This window comes from Acidiluteibacter sp. (assembly GCF_055129545.1).
Genome location: NZ_JBSRUB010000035.1, coordinates 149530 through 174903, shown reverse-complemented (window position 1 = coordinate 174903; position 25374 = coordinate 149530). Strand labels below are relative to the sequence as shown.

General features: G+C 35.2%; 22 protein-coding genes. 19 read left to right on the top strand and 3 right to left on the bottom strand.

Going from position 1 to position 25374, the window contains the following annotated elements; translation table 11 throughout:
* The first annotated feature begins 96 nt into the window (after window positions 1-96).
* The 7 genes from porU (at window position 97) to ACTB0X_RS17180 (ending at window position 9494) form a co-directional block, all read left to right on the top strand.
* On the top strand, window positions 97-3921 hold the full coding sequence (gene porU / locus ACTB0X_RS17210; protein ID WP_463026283.1) for a type IX secretion system sortase PorU: 3825 nt from the start codon (window positions 97-99) through the stop codon (window positions 3919-3921).
* A gap of 68 nt (window positions 3922-3989) precedes the next feature.
* Entirely contained in the window at window positions 3990-5195 is a 1206-nt protein-coding gene (porV, locus tag ACTB0X_RS17205) for a type IX secretion system outer membrane channel protein PorV (protein WP_463026282.1), read from the top strand.
* A gap of 1 nt (window position 5196) precedes the next feature.
* Window positions 5197-5676: a 2-C-methyl-D-erythritol 2,4-cyclodiphosphate synthase gene (ispF, locus tag ACTB0X_RS17200; protein ID WP_463026281.1), complete on the top strand. Its 480-nt coding sequence runs from the start codon at window positions 5197-5199 to the stop codon at window positions 5674-5676.
* A 283-nt stretch (window positions 5677-5959) separates the two neighbouring features.
* On the top strand, window positions 5960-6181 hold the full coding sequence (locus ACTB0X_RS17195; RefSeq protein ID WP_463026280.1) for a GNAT family N-acetyltransferase: 222 nt from the start codon (window positions 5960-5962) through the stop codon (window positions 6179-6181).
* Between the two features lie 102 nt (window positions 6182-6283).
* A complete protein-coding gene (gene cdd, locus ACTB0X_RS17190; RefSeq protein WP_463026279.1) occupies window positions 6284-6778 on the top strand; it encodes a cytidine deaminase in 495 nt (164 codons plus the stop codon).
* Window positions 6779-6833: 55 nt separating this feature from the next.
* A complete protein-coding gene (pdhA, locus tag ACTB0X_RS17185; RefSeq protein WP_463026278.1) occupies window positions 6834-7862 on the top strand; it encodes a pyruvate dehydrogenase (acetyl-transferring) E1 component subunit alpha in 1029 nt (342 codons plus the stop codon).
* A gap of 15 nt (window positions 7863-7877) precedes the next feature.
* Complete coding sequence (locus ACTB0X_RS17180; protein WP_463026277.1) at window positions 7878-9494, top strand: pyruvate dehydrogenase complex dihydrolipoamide acetyltransferase; 1617 nt, start codon at window positions 7878-7880, stop codon at window positions 9492-9494.
* A 72-nt stretch (window positions 9495-9566) separates the two neighbouring features.
* Here the strand turns inward: ACTB0X_RS17180 and ACTB0X_RS17175 are convergent, their stop codons facing one another.
* On the bottom strand, window positions 9567-10085 hold the full coding sequence (locus ACTB0X_RS17175; protein ID WP_463026276.1) for a plastocyanin/azurin family copper-binding protein: 519 nt from the start codon (window positions 10083-10085) through the stop codon (window positions 9567-9569).
* Window positions 10086-10147: 62 nt separating this feature from the next.
* Here ACTB0X_RS17175 and mtgA point away from each other — a divergent pair, with 62 nt between their 5' ends.
* On the top strand, window positions 10148-10837 hold the full coding sequence (gene mtgA, locus ACTB0X_RS17170; protein WP_463026275.1) for a monofunctional biosynthetic peptidoglycan transglycosylase: 690 nt from the start codon (window positions 10148-10150) through the stop codon (window positions 10835-10837).
* A complete protein-coding gene (locus ACTB0X_RS17165) occupies window positions 10827-11444 on the top strand; it encodes a DUF6973 domain-containing protein (RefSeq protein WP_463026274.1) in 618 nt (205 codons plus the stop codon). Before mtgA ends, ACTB0X_RS17165 begins: the two co-directional genes overlap by 11 nt.
* Here the strand turns inward: ACTB0X_RS17165 and ACTB0X_RS17160 are convergent.
* Window positions 11441-12004, bottom strand: coding sequence for a hypothetical protein (locus ACTB0X_RS17160; protein ID WP_463026273.1), 564 nt, complete (start codon window positions 12002-12004; stop codon window positions 11441-11443). The two genes, ACTB0X_RS17165 and ACTB0X_RS17160, sit on opposite strands and share 4 nt — an antisense overlap.
* Window positions 12005-12168: 164 nt before the next feature.
* On the opposite strand from ACTB0X_RS17160, the gene ACTB0X_RS17155 reads away from it, so the two are divergent.
* From ACTB0X_RS17155 to ACTB0X_RS17145, 3 genes are all read left to right on the top strand, one after another.
* Window positions 12169-13251, top strand: coding sequence for a sensor histidine kinase (locus ACTB0X_RS17155; protein ID WP_463026272.1), 1083 nt, complete (start codon window positions 12169-12171; stop codon window positions 13249-13251).
* Window positions 13232-13960 (top strand): LytR/AlgR family response regulator transcription factor, encoded by a 729-nt coding sequence (locus ACTB0X_RS17150; RefSeq protein ID WP_463026271.1) that lies wholly within the window; start codon window positions 13232-13234, stop codon window positions 13958-13960. Before ACTB0X_RS17155 ends, ACTB0X_RS17150 begins: the two co-directional genes overlap by 20 nt.
* A gap of 123 nt (window positions 13961-14083) precedes the next feature.
* Window positions 14084-14494, top strand: a complete 411-nt coding sequence (locus ACTB0X_RS17145; RefSeq protein ID WP_463026269.1) for a DUF1987 domain-containing protein — start codon at window positions 14084-14086, stop codon at window positions 14492-14494.
* Here the strand turns inward: ACTB0X_RS17145 and ACTB0X_RS17140 are convergent.
* A complete protein-coding gene (locus ACTB0X_RS17140; protein WP_463026268.1) occupies window positions 14487-15323 on the bottom strand; it encodes a DUF1853 family protein in 837 nt (278 codons plus the stop codon). The two genes, ACTB0X_RS17145 and ACTB0X_RS17140, sit on opposite strands and share 8 nt — an antisense overlap.
* A 63-nt stretch (window positions 15324-15386) precedes the next feature.
* Between ACTB0X_RS17140 and ACTB0X_RS17135 the strand changes: the two genes are divergently transcribed.
* From ACTB0X_RS17135 to ACTB0X_RS17105, 7 genes are all read left to right on the top strand, one after another.
* Window positions 15387-15998 carry an OmpH/Skp family outer membrane protein gene (locus ACTB0X_RS17135; RefSeq protein WP_463026267.1) on the top strand — a complete coding sequence of 204 codons (612 nt, stop codon included), beginning with the start codon at window positions 15387-15389 and terminating at the stop codon, window positions 15996-15998.
* 4 nt (window positions 15999-16002) lie between these two features.
* Window positions 16003-16563 (top strand): DUF4924 family protein, encoded by a 561-nt coding sequence (locus ACTB0X_RS17130; RefSeq protein ID WP_463026266.1) that lies wholly within the window; start codon window positions 16003-16005, stop codon window positions 16561-16563.
* Window positions 16564-17080: 517 nt separating this feature from the next.
* Window positions 17081-21232: an ice-binding family protein gene (locus ACTB0X_RS17125; RefSeq protein WP_463026265.1), complete on the top strand. Its 4152-nt coding sequence runs from the start codon at window positions 17081-17083 to the stop codon at window positions 21230-21232.
* The gene (locus tag ACTB0X_RS17120) at window positions 21232-22764 is read left to right on the top strand and encodes a T9SS type A sorting domain-containing protein (protein ID WP_463026264.1); all 1533 of its coding nucleotides are present in this window, start codon (window positions 21232-21234) and stop codon (window positions 22762-22764) included. Before ACTB0X_RS17125 ends, ACTB0X_RS17120 begins: the two co-directional genes overlap by 1 nt.
* A 5-nt stretch (window positions 22765-22769) precedes the next feature.
* Complete coding sequence (locus ACTB0X_RS17115; protein WP_463026263.1) at window positions 22770-23675, top strand: T9SS type A sorting domain-containing protein; 906 nt, start codon at window positions 22770-22772, stop codon at window positions 23673-23675.
* A 108-nt stretch (window positions 23676-23783) separates the two neighbouring features.
* The gene (locus tag ACTB0X_RS17110) at window positions 23784-24914 is read left to right on the top strand and encodes a hypothetical protein (RefSeq protein WP_463026262.1); all 1131 of its coding nucleotides are present in this window, start codon (window positions 23784-23786) and stop codon (window positions 24912-24914) included.
* 42 nt (window positions 24915-24956) lie between these two features.
* Window positions 24957-25358 carry a T9SS type A sorting domain-containing protein gene (locus ACTB0X_RS17105; protein WP_463026261.1) on the top strand — a complete coding sequence of 134 codons (402 nt, stop codon included), beginning with the start codon at window positions 24957-24959 and terminating at the stop codon, window positions 25356-25358.
* The last annotated feature ends 16 nt before the right edge of the window (window positions 25359-25374 follow it).

The window sequence follows — 25374 nt, the reverse complement described above, 5'->3', positions numbered from 1 at the left end:
TTCTTTCAAAATTCGCATCACAATAATATTAATTTGGATTCGTTTTTATGCAACTAATTCAAGTAAATTTGAATCTATTATTAAAAACCCTTTAAAATGACCAAACTAAGAATTAATTTATCCTCAATTTTTATCTTGCTTACTTTTTTGTGCTTTAATGTTGACGCTTTTTCACAAGAGACTAAGTATAAGGTGGGGAAGATTGAGCTAACAAAAGAGTCGTTATATGGTACCGATACTAAAACATTTATATTTTTTGAGGGTGCGAAATACAATCTAGAAGAATCCGACCTTCCTTTTACACAAGTCCAAATCGAATTAGCTACTGGTCAAGAATTAAGTGAAGTTAAAATTACAGATGCAATTACTGAATTTATTGATGATCAATTAGTAAAATCTGCATTAGCAGCGACCAACTCAGTGACTAATAATTTTAAAGTAGAGTACAACTATTACTTTTTTAAGAAAAGAAAATTCGCTGAAATCAAAATAACGCCTTTTAGAATGTCAAATTCTGGACAATTGGAAGTGCTTTCTGCATTTAATCTCGATTACCGAAAGAATGCAGTTTCTGCGAACCAGTTAAAGCGTTCTGCAGCTTTTAAAAACACCTCTGTTCTTAATTCTGGTGAGTGGTATAAAATTGCAGTGAATAAAGATGGCGTATTTAAATTAACCAACTCATTCTTTAAAAAGCACAACATTGACGTTTCTGCTATCGACCCAAGAACTATAAAGATCTATGGAAACGAAGCTGGCTTGCTACCTGAATTAAACCAAGACAATAATGTAGATGATTTAGTAGAACATGCCATTTATGTAGAAGGGGAGTCGGATGGTAATTTCTCAACTTCTGATTTTGTGCTTTTTTATGGACAAGATCCCAATACAAAATATTACGATACCACCGCTGATCGTTTTATTCACACACAAAATATTTATTCTGATAGCACTTATTACTTCTTAACTTTTGGTGGTGCCATGGGTAAAAGAATTATGAATCAAGCTTCTTTAGTAGCTCCACCCACACATATTGTTTCATCTTTCGATGATTTTCAATACTATGAAAAGGACAAAAGTAATTTCATTAAATCTGGTCAAGAATGGGTAGGTGAATTGTTTGATGCAACCACTACGTATCAGTTTTCATTCAGTTTTCCTAATATTGACCTGACTAAAAATGCAAGAATGTATGTCAGCGCCTATGGGAGGTCAAGTGTGCCTAGTAGTTTTAATCTACAGATTGCAAATTCTGTAAATACACTGTCATTGTTTACAGTAAATTTTGATCGGTACGATACCCCTTTCGCTGAAGAATCTAAATCAGTTTATGTTTTTCAACCAAACAGTCCAAACTTAACATTAACTGCGACCTACAATAAGCCTCAATCTTCATCTAAGGCTTGGATGAACTCTATAGAAGTGAATGTTCGAAGAAATTTAGTGTTTAATGGTTCGGCATTATTTTTTAGGGATGTAAATTCAGTTGCGCCAAATGCTGTTGCACAATTTAACATAAATGGACAGTTTCAAAAAGCAAAGATTTGGGATGTTAGTGATTTTAAAAATGTAAAAAACCAACTTTATACAGCGGGTGTGAGTGGAGCATCTTTTATTGCTTCTTCTAACTCAATTGAAGAATATGCTGTTTTTAATGATGGAGATACAAGTGTGGGTTTTTCAGGAATGGTAATGAATCAAAACCTACATGCCTTGTCGAGTATCGATTATATTATAGTAGCTCATCCACTATTTAGAGAGCATGCCGAAGTATTGGCTGACTTTAGAAGAAATGAAGGGTTGACTGTTCAGGTAGTTTCTCCGCAGCAAGTGTATAATGAATTTGGTGCCGGCAGTCAGAGCCCAGTAGCAATCCGCTCGCTAATGAGAATGTTGTATGAAAGAGCAACCACTACCGCTGAATTGCCAAAGTATTTGTTGCTATATGGTGATGGATCTTATGACAATAAGAATAGAACCTCTGGAAATACCAACTTTGTGGTGACTTATCAAAGTAAAAACTCAACTAGCCCAGTAGCATCCTATGTTAGTGATGATTATATGGGCGTGTTGGACCTAAATGAAGGAAGGTATTTAAGTTCTGATAACGATAAGGTTGATATTGGCGTAGGTCGATTTCCAGTTAAAACCTTGGCTGAATCGCAAGGGGTGTTGAATAAGGTGCTGATGTATGAGACTACTCAAACGCTAGGAGATTGGAGAAATTTATCTGTGTTTGTCGCAGATGATGAGGATGGAACGCTGCATATGAATCATTCGGCGATTGTGTCTAGAAATCTGGATTCGGTAGCATTTATGAATGTTGAAAAGATTTATTTGGATGCTTTCCAGCAGATAGCAACGCCAGGAGGAGACCGTTATCCACAAGCAACTATAGCTCTTAATTCTGCAGTGAATAAAGGTAGTTTGTTGGTTAATTATACTGGTCATGGTGGCGAAACTGGATGGACTGCAGAGCGAGTGTTGGGAGTAAGTGATATTAATGCATGGAAAAATAACAAACATTTACCTATTTTTGTAACTGCTACTTGTGAGTTTAGTCGTTTTGACGATCCGATGAGAAATTCTGGTGGTGAGCTTGTATTATTGAATAAAGATGGCGGAGGAATTGCCTTAATGTCAACCACCCGATTGGTTTACGCAACTCCTAATTTATACTTAAATGATACCTTGTATAAACGGATGTTTGAAAAGGAAAATGGAGATTATAAGTATCAACGATTAGGAGATATTTTTGCGATCACAAAAGCACAGCATTCTAACTCATCCAACTCAAAGAATTTTACGCTTCTTGGAGATCCAGCTACTAAATTGGCAATTCCTCAATACAATAATGTTGTGACTACAGCAATTAATGGCAGTGCAATAAATGGAAGAGATACTTTAAAAGCGTTAAGTAAGGTCACTTTTACTGGAGAGGTAAGAGATAACAATGGAAATTTGATGAGTAATTTTAATGGATTCGTTTATCCCACGATTTTTGATAAAATCAAATCTTATACAACATTAAATAATGATAACAATGGCTATTACAATTATAGTTCGAGAAATAGTCGATTGTTTAAAGGGAAGGCAAGTGTAGTCAATGGCGTATTTTCATTTGATTTTATAGTGCCAAAAGACATTGCTTATAATGTGGGCGCGGGAAAAGTAAGCTATTACGCAGATAATAGTCAGATAGATGCGAATGGTGGCTCTACAAACTTTTTAATCGGTGGGACAGCTGATTCAATAGATTTAGATGATCAAGGTCCTGAGATTGAAATGTATTTAAATGACAAGAACTTTGTTTACGGTGGAATCACTCACGAAAATCCTACATTGATATTGGAATTATCAGATTTGCAAGGTATTAATACCGTGGGAAATGGAGTAGGACACGATTTAGTCGCCTATTTGGATGATAAAACTGATGAGAGTTTTGTATTGAATGATTTTTATGAAGCTGCTCTAGATGATTACAGCAGTGGGAAGGTGACGTACCCAATGAAAAATTTGGCCGAAGGAAAGCACCGCTTAACTGTTAAGGCATGGGATGTTCACAATAATTCATCCGAACGAACTTTAGAGTTTGAAGTCCTAATGGAGAAAGATGTTGAATTGGATCACGTTTTGAATTACCCTAATCCCTTTACTACAAATACCCAGTTTTGGTTTGAGCACAATCAAGCAGGACAAACCTTAGATGTTAAAGTGGATGTTTATACCGTGAGTGGGAAATTAGTGAGAAGTATCACGCAAGTAGTTCAAGCAACCGGTTATCAATCTCGCTCAATACAGTGGGATGGACGAGACGATTTTGGGGATAGAATTGGACGAGGAGTTTATGTATATCGACTAAAGGTTAGTTCAAGAAATGGCTCTGTAGCTGAGAAATACGAAAAATTAGTGATTTTATAATAATGTGAGAATCCCAACGTTTAGAATTCTTACATTTGTTCCCCTTTGTTAAAGTTTAAAACAGATTAATGAAAATTAAAAATATTATTTCCTTTTGTGTTGTTCTCGTATTCACGATTGGAATTTCGATAGGTCAAAATCAATTTGATAGAGCACAGGACGTTCAGCTAAATACCATTACTACAGCAGTTCCATTTTTGCAAATTACCCCTGATTCTAGGTCAGGAGCTATGGGTGATGCTGGAGTTGCGCTTTCACCTGACGCCAATTCAATTCATAACAACCCTTCAAAATTGGCTTTTATTGAAAACGATTTTGGAGCATCATTATCTTATTCTCCATGGTTAAGAAATTTGGTTCCAGACATTAATCTTGCTTATGTGTCAGTTTTTAAGAGAATTGATAAGCGGTCAACTGTTGCTGCTTCTCTAAGGTACTTTTCATTGGGAAAAATTGCTTTTACGGACAACAATGGAACATCACTTGGTGATTTTAATCCAAATGAATTTGCTTTAGATGGAACATATGCTTCAAAGCTCTCTGACAATTTTTCAGTAGGAGTTACTGCAAGATTTATTTATTCTAATTTAACTCAAGGTCAATCTGAGAGTAAGGCTGGGATCGCTGGCGCTGCAGATGTGTCTGCTTATTATCAAAGTGAACGATTCCGTTTAGGAGATTATAAAGCAATCTTTAGAGCAGGATTAAATGTTTCTAATATTGGGTCTAAGATTTCTTATACTGAATCAGCTTCATCGGATTTTATTCCAATGAACTTAAGAATCGGGCCGTCTATCACAGTTGATTTGGATGATTACAACCAATTGACTTTCTTGTTCGATGTGAATAAATTATTAGTTCCAACTCCTCCAGTATATGCAGTTGACGAAACAGGAGCGCCTGTTTTTGATTCTGAAGGAAACCGAGTGATCGCTGAAGGTGAAGATCCAGATAGAGGGATCGCTAGTGCTATTTTTGGATCATTTTCGGATGCACCTGGTGGTTCCAAGGAGGAGTTGAAAGAGTTAAACTATTCAGTAGGATTAGAATATTGGTACGATCGACAATTTGCTGTGAGAATGGGCTATTTTTATGAAGATGAAACGAAAGGAGATCGTCAATTTTTTACTGTAGGGATTGGCTTGCAATTGAATGTGTTGGGAATTGATTTGGCTTATTTAGTTGGAAACAAACAACGAAATCCATTGGCAAATACTATTCGATTGACACTTACTGCTAATTTTGCAGATATGAAAAAACCAAAGGCAGAATAATATGAAAATACGTGTAGGATTTGGATTCGACGTACATCAGCTCTCAGAAGGAGCTGATTTTTATTTGGGCGGTATTAAAGTGCCACATACCAAAGGCGCAACTGGTCATTCAGATGCTGATGTGTTGATTCATACTATTTGTGATGCGCTTTTAGGTGCTGCAAACTTGCGAGACATTGGCTTTCATTTTCCTCCAACAGACAATGCTTACAAAGGAATAGATAGTAAAATTTTGCTTAAAGATGTGGTGAAATTGTTGAAAGATAAGGGATACATAATTGGTAATATTGATGCTACAGTTGCTTTAGAACGACCAAAAATTAATCCGCACATTCCGGCAATGAAAGCTGCATTAATTCCTATTTTAGAAATCGATGAAGATGATTTGTCGATCAAAGCGACCACTACTGAAAGACTAGGTTTTGAAGGAAGAGAGGAAGGAGTCTCTGCTTATGCGACTGTTTTAATTCAGAAAGACTAAACGAATTTCTGAATAAAACGTTTATTTCTTTTTCAATAATTGGATAGATTAAAATAACACTTAAAATTAGGTTCTATCATTCTGCAGATCAGTTAGCGGTTTTAAGACTTTTTCGGTCCAACACTCCTCGATTTTTTAATCCCTCTGAAGAAAACCATTTAATTGAATACCTACAAAATGAAATAGAAGAGTATTTCGTTGTAGAAAAAAAATATGAAATTGTTGATGCAGGTGGTATTAACTATTTTCTAGAAAATAAATTAGCTCGAATTCTTGGGATTTTGTGCATCCTGATAGGCATAGAGACGGAATTGGAGGTCAGCTAACTCAATATCGAATAGATCGTTTGCTTCTGAATAAACAAGTTGATGCAGTAGAAGTAAGAACCTCTCAATTCACTTTTGAATTTTACCAAAAAATGGGTTTTAAATTGGATAAAATTGAAAAAGATTATTGGGCAAAAGGATTCGATTTATACCATATGACTTTTGATAAAGTCACTTAATCTTAAAATCGTTTAGTGAATATTCTTTGTTGGGTTCTTGATTCAATGAAGTTCAATAAGTCTTTCTTATTTTGTTACCTTTAATCGTTCAAAAAACGAAACATGAGAGTAGTTAAAAAGCAAATAGAATTTACTGAATACGATACCATCGACCAGCTCAACTCTAACGACCAATCTTTACTAAAAGACGCTATAAATATTTCACACACTGCCTATGCTCCCTATTCTAATTTTAAAGTAGGAGCGGCTATATTATTGAGCAATGGAGAAGTAGTAATCGGTAATAATCAAGAAAATATAGCCTATCCATCAGGGTTGTGTGCTGAACGAGTGGCTATTTTTCATGCTGGAGCAACGCATCCAAATGAAACAATTGACACCATTGCAATTTATGCGGAATCAGATGTGATGCCTGTAGATACACCAATATCACCCTGTGGTGCATGCCGACAAGTCATCATGGAATATCGCCAAAAACAAAGCACGCCTATTCGTGTTATTTTAAAGCCCCAACAAGGAAATATATGGTTGTTTGAGTGTGTAAGTGATTTGTTGCCTTTTGCATTCGACTTAAAAGGACTTAAAAAACAAAATTAAGTACCAATAATCCCTCAAATATTATAAATTTGTAATCCATTTTAAAGAAGGTGTAATGGCTAAGAAAACAACATCAACGAAGAGTTCAGACAAGAGTAAAGAATTCTCAAAAGAAACATATTTAACCTGGTACGAATCAATGCTTTTGATGAGAAAGTTTGAAGAGAAATCAGGTCAATTATATATCCAACAAAAGATTAGAGGCTTCTGTCACTTATACATAGGTCAAGAAGCATTAGTTGCTGGTGCGATGTCAGTTATCGGAGATGATGACAATATGATTACTGCCTACAGAGATCACGCGCATCCTATTGCTAAAGGAGTTCATCCAAATGCGATTATGGCTGAATTGTATGGTAAAGTTACGGGCTGTTCCAAAGGTAAAGGTGGTTCTATGCACATGTTTTCTAAAGAAAAGAATTTCTTTGGTGGGCATGGGATTGTAGGAGGTCAAGTGCCAATTGGCGCAGGGATTGCATTCGCAGATAAATACAAAGGGAATAAAAATGTAACCATTTGTTACATGGGTGATGGTGCTGTTAGACAAGGAGCTTTTCACGAAGCGTTGAACATGGCGATGACTTGGAAATTGCCTGTTATTTTTGTGATTGAGAACAACCAATACGCAATGGGTACTTCTGTTGAACGTACGTCTAACGTAACAAATTTGAATCGTTTAGCAGATGCTTATGATATGCCAAACGAACAAGTAGATGGAATGGCATGTGAGCCAGTTCACGAAGCTTATGAAAGAGCAGTAAACAGAGCACGAAAAGGAGATGGACCAACTTTATTGGAGATGAGAACTTATCGATATAAAGGACACTCTATGTCTGATCCTGCAAAATATAGAACAAAAGAAGAGTTAGAGGAATATAAATCGTTGGATCCTATCGAGAATGTATTGGTAGTGATTAAGGAAAAAAAATATGCTACAGATAAAGAATTGAAAGTGATTCAAGATCGAGTGAAGGCTCAAGTTCAAGAATCAGTTGAATTTTCTGAGAAATCAGAATTTCCAAAAGCAGAAGATTTATATAAAGACGTTTATTCTCAGGAAGATTATCCTTTCGTGAGAGACTAAAAATAGTAAGGTATTATGGCTGAAATTATAAAATTACCCCAGTTGAGTGACACAATGGAAGAGGGGACTGTAGCAAAATGGCATAAGTCTGTTGGAGAGCAAGTGAACGAAGGCGATTTATTAGCTGATATTGAGACAGACAAAGCAACCATGGAGTATGAGTCATTTCAAGAAGGTGTCTTATTGTATCTAGGTGTGGAAGAAGGGAAAACGGCTAAAGTGAACTCTATTCTTGCCATTATAGGTGAAAAAGGAGAGGATTATCAATCTTTGTTGGATGGAGATGATTCAAAAGCTGATGCTAAGTCAGAAAAACCGGCGAAAGCAGATGATAAAAAGTCCAGTCCAGTTGCTGCAGATAAAAAAGAAAAAATAGATACTTCTTCTATCAAAGCGACGATCGTTAAAATGCCAAAGTTGAGCGACACCATGAAAGAAGGGACTGTTGCTAAATGGCATAAAAAGGTGAACGATACCGTTGAATCTGGAGAACTGTTAGCAGATATTGAAACAGACAAAGCCACTATGGAATTCGAAGCTTTCGATGATGGTGTGTTGTTGTATCAAGCTGTTGAAGAAGGTAAATCTGCTGAGGTAGATGCTGTTTTAGCGGTGATTGGTGAGAAGGGAGCTGATTATGAAAGCTTGATTAAAGCCTATCAGCAAAATGCCACTTCAGACACTGAAGAGTCAGGTGATGATGAAAAAGAAGAAACAGACAAAGAAACCAAAGTAGAAGAAGTTTCAGCTCCAGCTGCTGCTGAAAATGCGGATGGTTCTCGCATAAAAGCATCTCCACTTGCGAAGAAAATGGCTTCTGAGAAAGGAATTAATTTAGGCCAAGTAAAGGGAACTGGAGACAATGGTAGAATTACCAAGAAGGACATAGAGAACTTTGTGCCTGCAGTTGCTGCTCAAACAGCTACCGCATCTAATATTGCTACTGGGTCAGAAAACTTCGAAGAGAAACCGATTTCTCAAATGCGTAAAACCATCGCGAAGCGATTGGCAGAAAGTAAATTTACCGCACCGCATTTCTATTTAACAATAGAATTAGATATGACCAATGCCATTGAAGCAAGAAAAGCAATTAATGCAATGGAAGGGGTAAAAGTTTCATTTAACGATATGGTTGTTAAAGCTGCAGCAGTAGCTTTGCAACAACATCCACAAGTTAATTCTTCTTGGTTAGGCGATAAAATACGTATCAATCATCATGTAAACATTGGCGTAGCAGTTGCTGTGGAAGATGGATTATTGGTGCCTGTTGTTCGTTTTGCCAACACCAAACAATTGTCGCAAATTGGTGCAGAAGTGAAAGATTTTGCACAGCGAGCGAAAGACAAAAAACTGCAGCCACAAGATTGGGAAGGTAGTACATTCTCTATTTCTAATTTAGGAATGTTTGGAATTGATGAGTTTACTGCGATTGTAAATCCACCAAACTCTTGTATCATGGCCGTTGGAGCAATCAAAGAAGTTCCTGTGGTAAAGAATGGACAAATCGTTCCAGGTTCTGTTATGAAGGTAACTTTATCTTGTGACCATAGAACAGTTGATGGTGCAGCAGGTGCAGCATTCTTACAAACATTTAAGAAATTTATTGAGAATCCTGTCGCTATGTTGGCGTAAGGGAATATCTATAAAAATAAAAAAAGGTCTCGGCATTTGCCGAGACCTTTTTTCGTTTAAACTGTTTGGTGATTAATTTACGGTTAAGCGTCCAACCATTTTAGGGAAATGCCCAGGGTAGGTACAGATATACTGATAAGAACCTTTCTTAGGAGCAGTAAACGTTATGGTAACTTCTTCACCCATTGTTGTCATTTTGGTGGCTACAATGATTCGATCGTCATTTGGGGTGAAGTTATTTGCTTCACCTGCAGCAATTCCTGCTGTAGCAATTTCTTGTCCTGCTCCCATTGGAACTAAAACAAAGTTGTGCAACATGCCTGCAGCTGAAGATTGATTTTTAAAGATTAGGGTCACTTCTGCTCCTTCATTTAATGTTAGACTAGCAGGCTCATAGGCAATTTCTGCCATAGATTCTCCCTTTGCAGCAACGTTGATTTCAACTTGTTCAGTAATAATTTCTATACTGGACTCTTTTTTAGCAGGTGCTTCTTTCTCTGCTTTGTTTTCATCCACTGGTTTATCACCACCACATGCTATTAAAGCAATTGTTAGGGCAAAAAAAGTGGCACTTTTTAAATACTGTTTCATGACTTATTTATTTAGATTTAATTAATTCGGTATACATTTACATTAACAAATGTACTCCCCTTATGTTTAGGAAAATTCTCAAGTGGATTGGGCGACTAATTCTTATATTTTTTGGATCGACACTCTTGTCGGTTTTGGTTTTTAAGTTCGTGAATCCTCCAATAACCCCTTTCATGATAGCCAAGTATTTTGATGGTGATTCTAGGCAAATTCAAAAAGATTGGGTTTCAATAGAAGACATGAGTCCAGATTTGCCATTAGCAGTAATTGCCGCGGAGGATCAAAAGTTTATGACGCACAATGGCTTTGATGTAGAAGCGATTGAAAAGGCAATCAAGAACAATAAAAAGGGAAAAAAAGTAAAAGGTGCCAGTACCATTAGCCAGCAAACAGCTAAGAATGTGTTTTTAGTTCCTTCTAGATCTTGGGTTAGAAAAGGATTTGAAACATATTTTACTTTTTTAATTGAATTGTTTTGGTCGAAGAAACGAATCATGGAAGTGTATTTGAATGTCATTGAGCAAGGCGATGGAATATACGGCGTGCAGGCTTCTGCTATTATTCATTTCAATAAAGATGCAAAGAAAGTCAGCCGATCTCAGGCGGCATTAATGGCGGTGGTTCTTCCCAATCCGGTTAAATTTAAAATTAAGAATCCTTCATCCTATGTTAGAGGTCGCCGAAGCTGGACCGTTCGTCAAATGGGAAACCTAGGAGGGCAAGCTGTTGTAAAATCATTCTATGAAGATTAAGTTAGGGCTTGTTTTTTTGTTAGTTGGCTCGTTGAATGTTCATGCTCAATTTAGAAAGCAATTCAAAACCTTGGGGTGTGCAGAAAAAAGATGGGTGTTTTTTCATCCTTTTATTGCTAAAAAAACCGCAAAACTAAGTTCGGAAGTAGTGAAGGTGGCGAACTCAGATTCCATAAAATCAATTTTAGGTAAGGATGGAAATGGAGGAAATTTAGATGCTTTTCGCCACACGTATTGGATGGCAGTTTTAACTCAAGAAATAGGAAGCCGAAGGGCTTTAAAGTTGGGGAGCGCTCACGAAAAAAAGAACAAACAAGACTTTAAAAAGAAGCGACTAGAAGATGGAGCCATTCCCGATAGCGTAAGTATTGAAATGGATTTATTTAACAATCGTTTTGGTGCAAGTTTGGTTGAGAAGAAGCAAGCGGTTTCGGCAGTTCAAATGCAAGAAATAGTCATTCAGCAAATATGTAAAGGCAACACCATGGTCATTGCAAAGAATGCAGATCTGCAATCATTGGATTCAAATGGAAATAGAATTCTTCGTTCTGAATGGGAAGGAAAATGGAATTCTGGTCGAGTTTTGGTTCCTTCTAGTTGCAATTAAAAACCGATTCCTATACCTGCTCTAATCTGTGGATTAGAATAGGGGGAATAAATCGTCTCGTTAAGGTTAAAAAGCACTAGTAAACTTATGAATGAGTTGCCGCCGATTGAACCTCTATAGCCGCCGCCAACAAAAACTGAATGTATATTAATGCGTTCTAATTCAGGTCGTAGTATGTCAGGAGCAAAAGCAGTGTTCATTAACTCGTACTCTGCGTGAGCAATAAAGCTCTCTAAAAAATAATATTGAGTAAATATACTTCCTGCATAGCTACTGAATCGATACGTGAATTTATATGTACCGTCTTTGATGTAGTTGTATTTTGCTCCAATTCCGACTAAAAAATTATCGGTTAGTAAATACCCTACTGTTGGCGAAATATCTACATAAGTGTAAGTGCCAAAAGTGCCACCAAGGCTCCCACCGATGATTAACTTGTCCATAATGTTAAAATCCTTCTTCGGCTTTTTTACAGGTTCGTCTGATTCTGTCAGGGTCTGCGCATTGACTTGAGAAGCAGCGAGCACTATAAAAAGTAAAAACAATGTGATTTTTTTCATTGGTATTGGTTTGATTTTGTTCCTTTCAAACAATCAAATTTACAGAAAGTAAATCTACCGGTATTGTCCATTTGGACGACCTATTCGCCTTTTGTAATTTTTTAATTGAGTAGTCCCAAGTTTTAAAATATCTTTACTTCATTGCATTTAAACTGCATTTGCCCATGAAAATTGTTTTCAAACAACAAAACTTATACTGGATTTCACAAGTTTATGGGTGGTTGATCTATGTGGTGTTGATGGGGTTGCTAAATCAATTGAACGGAGCAGAACTCAATCAGCAATTGATCTTTAATTTACTGGTTACTTTTTCACTAGGGGTTTTGATTTCACACATTTATCGAGAATTAATCTTGAACCTGAATTGGCTGAAGTATCAATTGTATAAATTGATTCCGAGAATATTGTTGGCCTGTGTGGTGTTTGGTACGTTGTTTTTCACCGTTCACACCTTGATTTCTGATGTATTAATTGCCGGAGAAATTTATGTGTTTGAATGGATTGATGTCATCCGAAATGTGATCAATCAAACCGTGATATTTTTACTCTGGTCGTCGTTGTATTTCCTGTTTCATTTTGTTCAGAATTATCGCAAAGAAGAAATTAAAAACTTAAAATGGCAAGCGGCTCGAAATGAAATCGAATTGAATAAGATTAAATCACAATTGAATCCCCATTTTATTTTCAACTCCATGAACAGTATTCGAGCATTGGTAGGAGAGAATCCAGAAAAAGCAAAAGATTCCATTACTCGGTTGTCGAATATTTTGAGGAGTTCCTTTATGCTGGGCAAACAAGAAGTGATTGCTTTTAAGGATGAAATGCAATTGGTGCAAGATTATTTAATTCTGGAGAAAACACGATTTGAAGAGCGGTTGACCGTCGATTATTCGATTGATGAAAATACATACGACTGGCCAGTTCCTCCTTTGATGGTGCAAACCTTGGTGGAAAATGGAATAAAACATGGAATATCGAAGTTGACCGAAGGCGGGAGGATTTCGATTTCTTCCCGAATAGAAAATGATTTATTGAAAATTTGCATTTTAAACAGTGGAAATTATAACGAGCTATTAATTTCTGAAACGGCTTTTGGATTAGAGAATACAAAACAGCGGTTGCAATTATTATTTGGAAAGGAGGCTCATTTTTCCATCTTTAATAACCCCAAAGGTGAAGTGGAGGTGCAGTTGCATATTCCACATCACGTAATACAATACACCTATGATGAGAGTAATAATAATTGATGATGAACGATTGGCTCGAAAAGAGTTGGCGAGTATGCTAAATGAGTTTAATTCGGTTGAAATCATTGCAGAATGCACCAATGCAGACAATGGAATTGAAAAAATAGAAGAGCTAAAACCAGATTTAATCTTTTTGGACATTCAGATGCCAGGGAAGGATGGGTTTGCCATGTTGGAGGAATTGTCATTTGTACCCAAGGTCGTATTTACGACTGCTTACGATGAGTATGCGCTGAAAGCATTTGAAGTAAGTGCCTTTGATTATTTAATGAAGCCAATTGATGTGGAGCGTTTGAAAGAAACCATTGATCGGTTAAAACAACCGGAGGGGGAAGTAGAGTCAGTTCAAAAGTCAGTTGAAAATACTGGTCGGTTTTCTCCAGAGGATCAGGTTTTTGTAAAGGATGGTGATAAGTGTTGGTTTGTTAAGCTGACAGACATCAGCCTGTTTGAGTCTGAAGGAAATTATGTTCGGGTGTATTTTGGAGACAATAAGCCGCTGATATTAAAGTCGCTAAATAACTTAGAAGAAAGGCTAGATTCCAAAACTTTTTTTAGAGCTAATCGGAAGTACATCATTAATTTGAACTGGATCAGCAGTGTAGAAAGTTGGTTCAATGGCGGGCTATTGGCTAAACTTAGAAACGACAAACAAGTGGAGATCTCTAGAAGGCAAGCTGCAAAGCTTAAAGATATGATGAGTTTGTAAGTTGGTCGGCGAATTTAGTTACTTAGTCTAATAGTTGTAAAAATAGGTAGCAGATTTTTTGAAATCAGAAATTATATTTTGCATATTTGATTACACACTACAGATACAAATAACTCTTAACTTATGCAGTATATCCAAATAGAACCCACCTATAAAACTCCCAAAGTAATTTTAGATCCTGAAAATGGGTCCGTTCAAATTTCAGGTAGATCAATATTGGCAGATGTTGATGAATTTTACCAGCAATTGTTGGATTGGATTGATACTTTTTTATCTAATTCTCTGCCTCGAAGAGTTACTTTCGAGTTTGATTTAGAGTATTTCAATGTTACTTCGTTCAAACGAATTCTATTTATTTTCTATCGGTTTATGGAAAATGAAAAATTCAAGAAACTAATAGAAGTGAAATGGTTTTATCAAACTTCTGATGCCGATATGTTAGAAATGGGAAAAGATTTTAGCATGATGATCAATATGCCTGTTGAATTGATCGGATATGAAAAACTGAAACAACAAGCCAAAACAATCAATTAGGCCAATCGTCTGAAGTAATAAATCCTCGCTGAAAATTTTCATCTAAAACCATAATGGCTTTATTGTGCTCGAATTGAGATTCGAAAAACAATTCGAATGCTTTATTTTCAATTCGTTGAGTGCGGTTCATTCCTAGCCATTCAGTTTTTGGAAGATGATAAAAATGGGACATTTTTTGAGCCATAAAATCATGAATATTCAGGTGCCAGCCTTTTAAATGATTTGTGGCTAAATAATCCGGATAACTGAATTTTTCAACTAAAAAATCTTGAAACGGATAGAAAATAATTCCTTTTATCAAGCATTTTGATGCAGACAATGGTTCTCCATTCGTAATTGTTCCTATTTCTTCTGGTGTGGATTGTTGCAGCTGATGATTCATTAACCGGCTGTGTTTTGTTTCTAAATTATCGGTTGCATTTGGCCCTATAAATTGATCACCATATTTGATGTAAAACTTTGTGGCCAATTCTACCTGAATGATCTTATTGGTATTTTGATCTCGAATCAAAAAGTCAATTTCTCCGGTAGTAATTTTTCCATCAAATAACTGAATGTTATGGCCCAATAGTTTTACTGATTTGCAATTAGAGAAATAATACTGCATCAAACGTTCGGCATACCAACCCAATTTTTTAATTGTGTACGCCTTAAAATAAGCATTGATTCTTTTGGGATTTGCTGCTTCTTTGGTAATCCATTGAAGTAGGCTTTCTGGCTCCTTGAAATAGGTCTGGTTTTCATTGCCTAACAAATCAGGACTAAGCAGAATAAATGCCAAATCGTCTAAATATTTGTTGTTGAATGTAGATGTAGGAGATAATGCCATTTATCCGTGACTATTTCAATTAAATATAGCAACTTTGCAAATTATAATTTTTAAATCAGAAAAGTGAAAAATTTATCGATAGTTTTTAATGTGGTGTTGGCAATAGCAGTGGCTATTTTATTTTATATGGTATCTAATCAGAATGCTGATCCAATCGAGGAAACTCCTGTGGTTCAAAAAACGGATAGTGTAAACAATCAAACAGAGTTGAGTATTGCTTACATCAATACCGATACATTGTGGGAAAAATACGATTTGGTAAAAACATTGAGGGCTGAATTGGAATCGAAGCAGAAGCAATTTAGAGGTCAGTTGGAAGGCAAAGTAAAGACATTAGAGAATAAGTATTTGAAGTTAAGGGAGGATGCTCCAATGTTGACTCAAGCAGAAGGGGAGAAGAGACAAATGGCATTGATGCAGGAAGAGGAAGGAATCGGTAAAATGCAAGAAGAGTTGGCAATTAAGTTAGCCGAGGAAGAAGACAATATGAAGAAGAAAATTAGAATCAGCCTAGATGGATATTTAGTTCAACTAAAAGAAGAAAAAGGACTGACACTAATTTTAGATTATTCGACCACAAGTTCATTGTTGTTGGCAGACTCTAGTATGAACATCACCGCTGAAGTGATAGACGGACTGAATGCTAAATACCAAGAAGCTAATAAAAAGAAGTAAAATTATGTTGATTGCACAATTAAAAAAAGAAACCAATATTGCCGAGTATATCATTTACATGTGGCAAATTGAGGACATCATCCGCTCTTATAAATTCGATTTAGATCGAATCGAAAAAGAAGTGGTGGAAACCTACCCTCAACCAGATCATGTGAAAGTTCAAATTAAACAGTGGTATGCTGAATTGATTGACATGATGATTGAAGAAGGCATTCAGCAATCAGGGCATTTAAGTTACATCAATACAGATATTAAAGGCTTAGGTATTTTGCACCAAACATTATTGACGACTATTCAAGACAAGCAATACAAAGAATTGTACGAAGCGGCGAAGGAGCACATCGCAGGGTTAATGCAGAAATCTGACGGAAAGTACATGAACGAAATGGAGGCTTGTTTGAATGGGTTGTATGGCTTGTTGTTATTGCGATTGAAAGGCATGAATATATCAGAAGGCACCAAAGCGAGTATGGCTAGTATTTCGGCGCTATTGGCACACCTAGTGCTGCAATACAACAATATGAAAATGGGAAAATTAAGTTTGACGGATGTGTTGAATAATTGATTTGAGTTAGAAAAAATGTATAATAGTAGAAGCCATCTTTTCATTGAAAGGGTGGCTTTTTTTGTTGAGGAAGTTTAGGTATGATTTTTAAAATGCCAAAATAGACCTTTTAGAGCTAGATTATTGTAAAAACCTTAAACGTGTTTGCTCAACTGTATGGTTACTAAAATGTTAAAAAGCAACTTTTTTTAGAATTATTTCTCATGGTAAAAATCAATGCTGATATGGGTTTGAGCTATTTTTAAAAACCTTTGTAACTATTTAGAAAATAGAACACTATTGTTTTTTATTTTTTTTGTGTTTATGTTTGATACTGAAACTAAACCCAACCCTAATGAAGCTCAACAGTGAATTACTCTTGTCTTTTGACTTCTATTTTATCTCTCTCCTCCCAATCTTATTTAAACCATGGTATCGTAAATGTCTACGATTCCTATTTTGTGGCAGGAGTACTTTTTATTGGCGTTTTTGTGCTATTGAATAAAGAAATTACATTTAAAAACATAAAACGTATAAAATGAAAAAACATATTTTTACTCTGAGTGCATTATCATTATTGTGCACCCATCAAATTTACTCGCAAAGTGTAGATTTTTTATCATTAAGTACTATGTCTTTGGCCAGTACAGAAAATTTTGAGCCAGATGAACGAATTATTGTAATGGAAGGGGATATAGCTTCCCCTACTAGCCTGCCTGCTAACTTTTTATATTCTTCTAATGTAACTGTAATAAATGATAATGCTCCTGCTTGGAGTCAGATATTTACTGATTTAGCGACAGTAAAAAGTAATGTTAAAAGTTTAAGTTCCCAATCTTTAAGTGGTAGCCAATCAGGTACAACAATATATCCGGGAGTTTATACTGTAGAAGGAAATCTTGACCTAAGTGGATTTGTTGATTTAAGTGGACAACCAAATGACGAATTTATTTTTAATGTAACTGGGGATTTGATTTTTTCAGATTTTACAACCGTTATTTTCGAGGGATTAAATCCTAAAAATATTGTATGGAATATTGAAGGGAATATTTATTCAGGCCATAATTCAACTGTCGCTGGTATTTTTCTAGCAGATGGATACATTCATTTTGAAAATCATATCAGAGGACCGGTTTCTCTCTTTTCTCAAAACTCAGATATTAAGCCAAGTAGTCTTTTGAATATTCACAGTCCTGACGGTCACTTTGTTCAGAATTCTCAAAATCAAGGCGGCGATGACTGTCTTACAGGGCCTAGTTTAACTGCTATGGCAGGTTGTGCTTTTGGAGTTTCGCCATTGACAGACCCAAGTAACTGGAAATTAGAAAATAACTACAATATTGATGCGCCAGTAATAGAAGTTGGGATCAATATGCATATTATGCAAGATGATAATGGAGGAAATAATTATCAAGATAACCCAAATGGAGATAGACTTGTATTACTACAATTATTTGATTGGGCGAGTAGTTTTATTCGATATCCTAGTGCACCAACTAAACCTGTAGTTTCTGTGTGTGGAACTTGCTATGTTAGAGATTCTAAGATTCAACTAGTTTTAAAGAAGACTGAATTTTATACTTCTAATAGTTTGAATGTTATTAGTTTGAATGTAACTCCGCTGGAGAACGCAATGAATGCAAGAGATCCAGAAATGATAAAAGACATAAATGTATTTTGGACTCAAGGAGTGTATGGAACAGCTGCAGGGCATGCAAGTATGCCTTATGAACTAAATAGGTCAAATAATGAGCATTTTATGTTCGCCGTAATGTTGAATAGTTACAACCAATACAATCAATATAATCCTGCTAATCAATACCAAGGAAATTATGCGACTGCATTATTTGTTGCGCATGAGGTTGGACATAATCTAGGTTTCTATCATACTTATGTTGATGGTGGCGCCGGAGCCATATGTAATACAAATAATGTTAATTATTTAGAGGATGTTCATGGGCCTGTTGGGAGCCAATTATGTCCTCATGCACCAATAGGAGGCAATTGGGGGTGTGATGCCAATAATTCAGACCCTAACTGTACAAATAATCTAATGAGTGGAAATAACAATTCTAGATATCTATCTCCAAAGCAGATAGGAATGGCGCATGTATCTTTTAGAAGTAAATCGACACGGCAAAAAATTAATAACTGTCCTTACACCGCTACTCCTTTAGAAATTAGTGCAAATCAAACTTGGGATAAAGATATTTTCTTATTTAGAGATATTGTCGTTAAAAATCAATCAGTTTTGACTATTACTTGTAAAATAGGTATGCCTGAAAATGGTAAAATTATTGTTGAAGAGGGAAGTAAACTGGTGATTGATGGCGGAGAAATATCAAATAGCTGTAAAGAAAAATTCTGGTATGGAATTGTACTTATGGGAAATAATAATTACAACCAATTCCCATTTAGTCAACCAACGCATCAAGCAAAATTAGAGTTGAAGAATGGAGCGTTAATAGATAATGTAATGTATGCCATTACTTTTGGTGGAAGTGGAAATTGGACTGACTTTGGTGGCCTTGTTCAAGCAGAAGATGCAACAATTCGAGTGAGTAGAAGAGCTGTTCAATTCATGAAATACCCATTTCAAAACAATAGTTATTTCAAACGGTGTACCTTCGAGTATGTATCAACTATTACAGAAATTCCATTACCATTAGTAACATTATGGGATACATATGGAGTAAATTTTAGTGGGTGTACTTTCCAAGACAACACACGGTTAAATTTATTTGAAGATGATAAAGCCATTGGTATATTCTCAATGGATGCAGGCTATCAAGTTACTGCGGACTGTAATGATCCTGCCCAAACATCCCCTTGTGGAGCTCAATATAATACTCGATCATTATTCAAAAACTTAAATATTGGAATTAAGGCAACTAGTTCGTCTACAAACAAATACCTTTCAATAACAGAAACAGATTTTGAAGATAATTCTCTAGCGGTACTTATAAACTCATTCAATAATATTCGATTTGAATACAATCATGTCTTGGCTGGAGGTGTACTGAAAGCTAACCATACCAGTAATTATCATTACGGACTAAATATAAATTATTCTTCTGGCTTTGAGATAGAGAATAACACATTTGAAGGCAAAAATAACCCTGTGAAAGATGTTGTAGGTTTAAGAATAGCAGAATCAGGAACAGAAGCAAATCAAGTGTATCGTAATAATTTTATAAACAACTTTTTAGGGCAGGAGTATTTCGGTAGAAATAGAAATGTCAACCCTTATGAGGGATTACAGTTTTTATGTAATAAAAATACAATTTCAAATAATACAGATGTGTCTATTAGGGAGAATAGATATAATTATCGTTATTATGATGATGGTGTACGTACTTTCCAGGGGTCTACTAATCCTGAAAAATCAGCAGGTAATCTATTTTCTACAGACCCTTTATCTACTAGTATATTTAATTCATCAAGTTCTGGCATTATGTATCATTATAGCAATATAAACGAGTTGCCAATTAATTATACTCAGGGAAAAGTGCTTCCTAAGTTAGTTGCAAATACGAATGTATGTGCTGAGTTATCATTCAGCAATGTTTCGTCTAGTGAGTTTTTTGGATTAAGGAGTCAATATGATGTAGTGATGTACAACTATTTTCAGCAAATAGATAATGGAAATACTGATTCCCTAGTTCAAGCTATAAATATGTCTTGGAGTAATGAGGCTTTAGATCTTCGAAACGATTTAATGAGCCAAGCCCCATATTTATCACAAGAGGCACTTTGGGAAGCTGCTGGTAGCGGTGTTTTAACCGATGCATTTTTGTTAGAAGTCTCTTTGGCAAATATTGATGCGACAAGAAATGAGGCGTTCTTGGATTATATAGAATTTGAAATTCCGGATCCATTACCTGCATCCATGATTCAATTAATCTATCAGAGCTGGGGAGATGAGACACCACGTACTTTATTGGAGAATCAGTTAGCTAATATAAATTCAGAAATGGGTGTTTTGTCAAATAGTTTGCTTGGTAGGTTTATGGCTGACAGTATTAATAATTCAGATAGTATCTACAGTTTGTTGGATGCACGTAGAAATACAATTAGCAAGTACAGAGCAATTGAAGTTGCAATCGCTAATGAGGACTACCCTACAGTGAATAATTATTTAACACAGTTAGATAATGTAGAGATCTCAGAAAATGAAACAAGTGAGCACAGCAATTTCATTTCCTATGTTCAATTCAGGGAAAGTATGAACGACAATAGTAAAAATGTTTTACAATTGGACGAAAGTGAATTGACTTCATTGAGAATAATTGCAGAAGCTAAAACCGGCCGATCTTCTCAATTGGCTCAAAATATTCTATGTTTTGGATATGGCGAATGCGGAACTAATCAGGAAGTAGAAGGGAGATTGAAGAGTAGAAGAGTTTATGACATGACTAAAAAATCAGAGAGAGACTTTATTAGTGCTCAAGTATCGATATCTCCAAATCCTGTTAAAACTAATTTTACATTGACTTTGAATAATATTGCTAGTGGTAGTTTAAATAGAATAAGAATTACTAACTTAAGTGGGCAGTTAGTCATGGATCAGTCTTTCAATGGAAATTCTAATCAGTTTAAGGTGTCTAATTTAGAAAATGGTACTTATATTTATGAAGTCATTTCTAATGACCAAAGCATAGAGAAAGGTAAAATTGTAATTCAACACTAATGAAAATTACATTGAAACATTTACTATTTATTTTATTCATTTATTCAGGAATGAAGGTTGAGCTTATGGCTCAACCTTCATTTTCTATTGATTCTTCTTTTACCCCCTTTTTAGATTTTACTCAGAGTTTCCTTTCAACTGGTGGTAGAGTCTTTGATTTATGGGAGCATCCCAAAAATGGAAATATTTATGTCGTTGGAGATTTCAATCAACAACACAATGGGAAATATTATAGAGGCAATGTCTGTTACACGCCGTCTGGTTCGCTTTGTCCAAATTATGATGGTAAGATTGGTACTGATTTGAACCGAATTTACTCTATAAATGATACATCTTTAATTCTGATTAAGGAATCATTCATCCTACACTTTGACTTTGATGGAACTCCATTTAAGCCGAACTATAATTCCAATTTGCGTGAAAGTGTTCCCTGTAAGATTGGCTCCATACCCTACTTTTATAAGGATGGATCTGCTTTAATTGTAAATAGACAAGGAAGTATTCCAAAAGCGTGTAACCCAAGATTTTTGTCGGATACTTTTCCTCATTCTTATATTATAAAAGTAGACCCTGATGGAATTTATGACAGTACCTTTCAGCACTCAATGAATTTTACGCCAACTGGTTTTATTCCATACGATAGCAACCGAATCTTTGTGTTTGGTTTGAATCATAAATTTACACAGTATGATGGGCATACAGTCGATGGACTTTGTCGAATCTTTTTAAATGGAGACATTGACACTACTTTCGAAAACCCTATTCTACCCATAAATAATTATTATGATGTTGGTCTAGTGGAATTAAACGGCGATTTTTTTATTTTAGGGAGTAATTTTGCACTAAAAGACTATCCCAATCAAAGATTTTCAATTGCTAAGTTTAATTCAGATGGCTCATTAGATACCACTTTTATGAATTTTAATGGTCCAGAGGATACTTCGGCTAATCCATATTTTGGAATTAAAACAATAACAAAAACTGAAGATAATGGGTATCTAGTTTCAGGTGATTTTGATAAATATCAAGGATATGTCAAAAATGGGATGGTTAAATTAGATTCAACAGGGAAAGTAGAACCTCAATATTTCAATAATTTTATTGGACCGGATAGCTCTATTGTAAGGTGGGGAGTAGCGGGGATTTTAAATATTGAAAAGTCAATTAATGGAGGGTATTATATTTATGGGGATTTTAAATATTGGGATGGAAAACCTTCCCAACCAATTATTAAAATTCATGGAATGAGTGTAGGACTAGATGAGAAAAAACAAAGTGCTAAAACCCAATTACTGAAAGCAGTTTATCCCAATCCTACGAATTCAATGGTGAATTTGGTATGGTTGCCCTATCAACAGATCAATCAAATCCAAGTAATCGATATTCAAGGAAGGTTAGTCCAAAATTTTAATCAAAACCTAGGTCAATCTGATAGTTATCAGATCAATTTAGAAAATGTAAATAATGGCATCTATTTCCTAAAGGTGTTTGGTAAAGAGGGTATTGAGATTAAAAAACTAATAAAAAAATAATTGCCATGCGAAAAATTACACTACTATCAATACTATTACTTGCTGTTAATTTTATATTCTGTCAAGCTTTTGGTTCTAAGGGCGCTGTGTGGAAATACAGTTTAGTGAATAAAATTAACGGACAACAAAAAGTGACTACCTATAAGTGCGACACAGCGTATGTTTACAACAATAAAATGGCTAATCGGGTTGTAATTACTTCCGGGCCTGTTTCAGGTTTCCCTTGTCCTACTGATGTAGATGGCTCATTGTTTGGGTATGGAGCAGATTCTGTGTTTATTTTCGAAGATGGAAGGTGGCAATTGTTGGTTGATTTGTCAGCAAGTAATTTTGACACCACTACTGTTAAGGTTAGTATTTCAAATGGTCAGCAAACTGTTACGAGAAATATATCAATAGAATTCGATTCGGTAAGAACTACAGTGCTTAATGGAGTTACTTTAAGAAAAGTGTATATGCGTCATATTGGTACTCAATCAGCTTATGAATTCCATGATGGCTGGTTTACAGAACGTATCGGCCATGAGTATTCATTGATTCCATGGGTTTTTGCTTCCTGTTCACATGCAAGCAACTATACTTATGGTCTCCGTTGTTATTCGGATAGTTTATTAGGAAACTTAAACTTTACTACAATTGATTGTGATTCAGTATTGACCTCCATTTCAAAAAATGAATTGAATGCTACTAAGATTAGTATCGCTCCGAACCCAACGACAAATTCGATCACCATTACTTCTCAAGAAAAAATTGCTAAAATGGGATTGTATACTATTACAGGTCAAACTGTTTTAGTTCAAACAAATGGAAAGAATCAGATTGATTTATCTAATTTAAAATCTGGAATTTATTTTATCAGTGTTGCTTTGGAAGATGGTGCAGTAATTTCTAAACGAATTGTCAAAGAGTAATTGTAAAAGAAAATTTTATCTCTACAGAGAAAGTGGTGAAGCTTTAATTTGACAAGCAACAATCCCTAGCTTGCTAGTGTCTTTCATTTAGAACTAAAATCTACCCTTATGAAAAAGCTATATTTTTTAATTGTTGTTTACCTATTTTCAAACAATGGATACTCCCAAACATGGACCGAATTTCGTTCTGTGAATAAAGAGCATCTAAATATTGTGGGAACTTTTTTGGACAATGATACGTTGTCCATTTATGGACAAACAGGAGTTTTTTCATTTCCAGTAGGATTAGCAAAGCAATTTGAAGTGTTTCGTTTTGTAAATAGTGTTAATCAGCTGGGTAGGAAGGATACAACAGTTATTGATACCAACGATATCATTACTTCTAACTTTGTGTTTCCCTATGGAAATACATTTGTCAAATTTGCAACAGAAGGAGATGTTGTGAATCAACAATTTAAATTGTTCTACAGCATTGGAAATTTAAACGATTATTCAAACAGAGTATATATTGATACACCCTCTACAATATCCAAACTTGTTTTTGTAAAGAAGATTGATAATTTCTATTTAGTGGCTTTGTCGAATGGTGATTCAAATAATACCCCATATGGTATTTTGCTAAAGGTAGATTTAAATTTAAATGTAGTTGATAGGCTAAAAATTAATTGTTTAGGTATAAATTGTTATTTTGATGATATCTACTATAATAGAAAAAGGCAGCGATTTTATGGAGTCACAGGTGCTGGTGTTAAAGATTCTTTAAATCAGCCAAATAGTGCTGGAAATGGACTAATTACATTAGATACTAATTTGAATATTATTAAAGGAAGTAATCAATTAATTGAGGTGAATGCAAATTTTTATTCAGGGACATTTCCGGCTAAAACTTTTATTGGAGCTTTAGCACCAGTATCCGATTCCACATTCATGTTGATGTCTACTACCGCTAATTTTTTTAGTATAAACAATCCTCAAAATCCGAATCCAGTTTTTTTTTATGATATCGCAATAGGTTTAAGAAATACAGATTCTTTTTATACTGAAATTGGTGGACTCTCAAAACTGTATGGTGCTATAGATACTTCAGAAAGTGCAATAGACGGCCAGGTACAAGTAATAAAGTATGATAGTAATTTATTTGTGACCGCTTTAACAAAAAGATTCTACACCTGGAATCCTTCTCAATGGGATACAGAGGCCGCCATATATGGGTTGAATGAAAAAGGAGACTTGCATTGAGAGTATCATATTCCGTTTAATGATTATTGTTGGGTACGTCGGATGGATCAGGATAGTAAAGGTGGTCTATGGGTAACTGGTCAGTGTACAGAATCGGTTAATAATACAACAAGAAGCTTTGCAAAAGTAACATATTTAGATAGTGTTGCTTTTTGGCCAAGAATTTCAACAACAGTTGCTATTAACGAACCTGTAAAGCAAGCTAGTGAAATCTCTGTTTTTCCAAATCCTGCTCAAGATCAAATTACGGTGCGTCAATATTACCGTCCTACTATTTTACATTTTTTAGTGTTGGATCAATCCGGACGAATAGTGAAAGAATCAACTTCGACTTATACCGATACTCAAATTAACATTTCGGAATTAAAAAGTGGCTTGTATTTTTTAAGAATTACAGATTCAAGAGGGAATTTTATAAGTACAGAGAAAGTGGTGAAATTCTAGAAGTATTTAGTGGAGA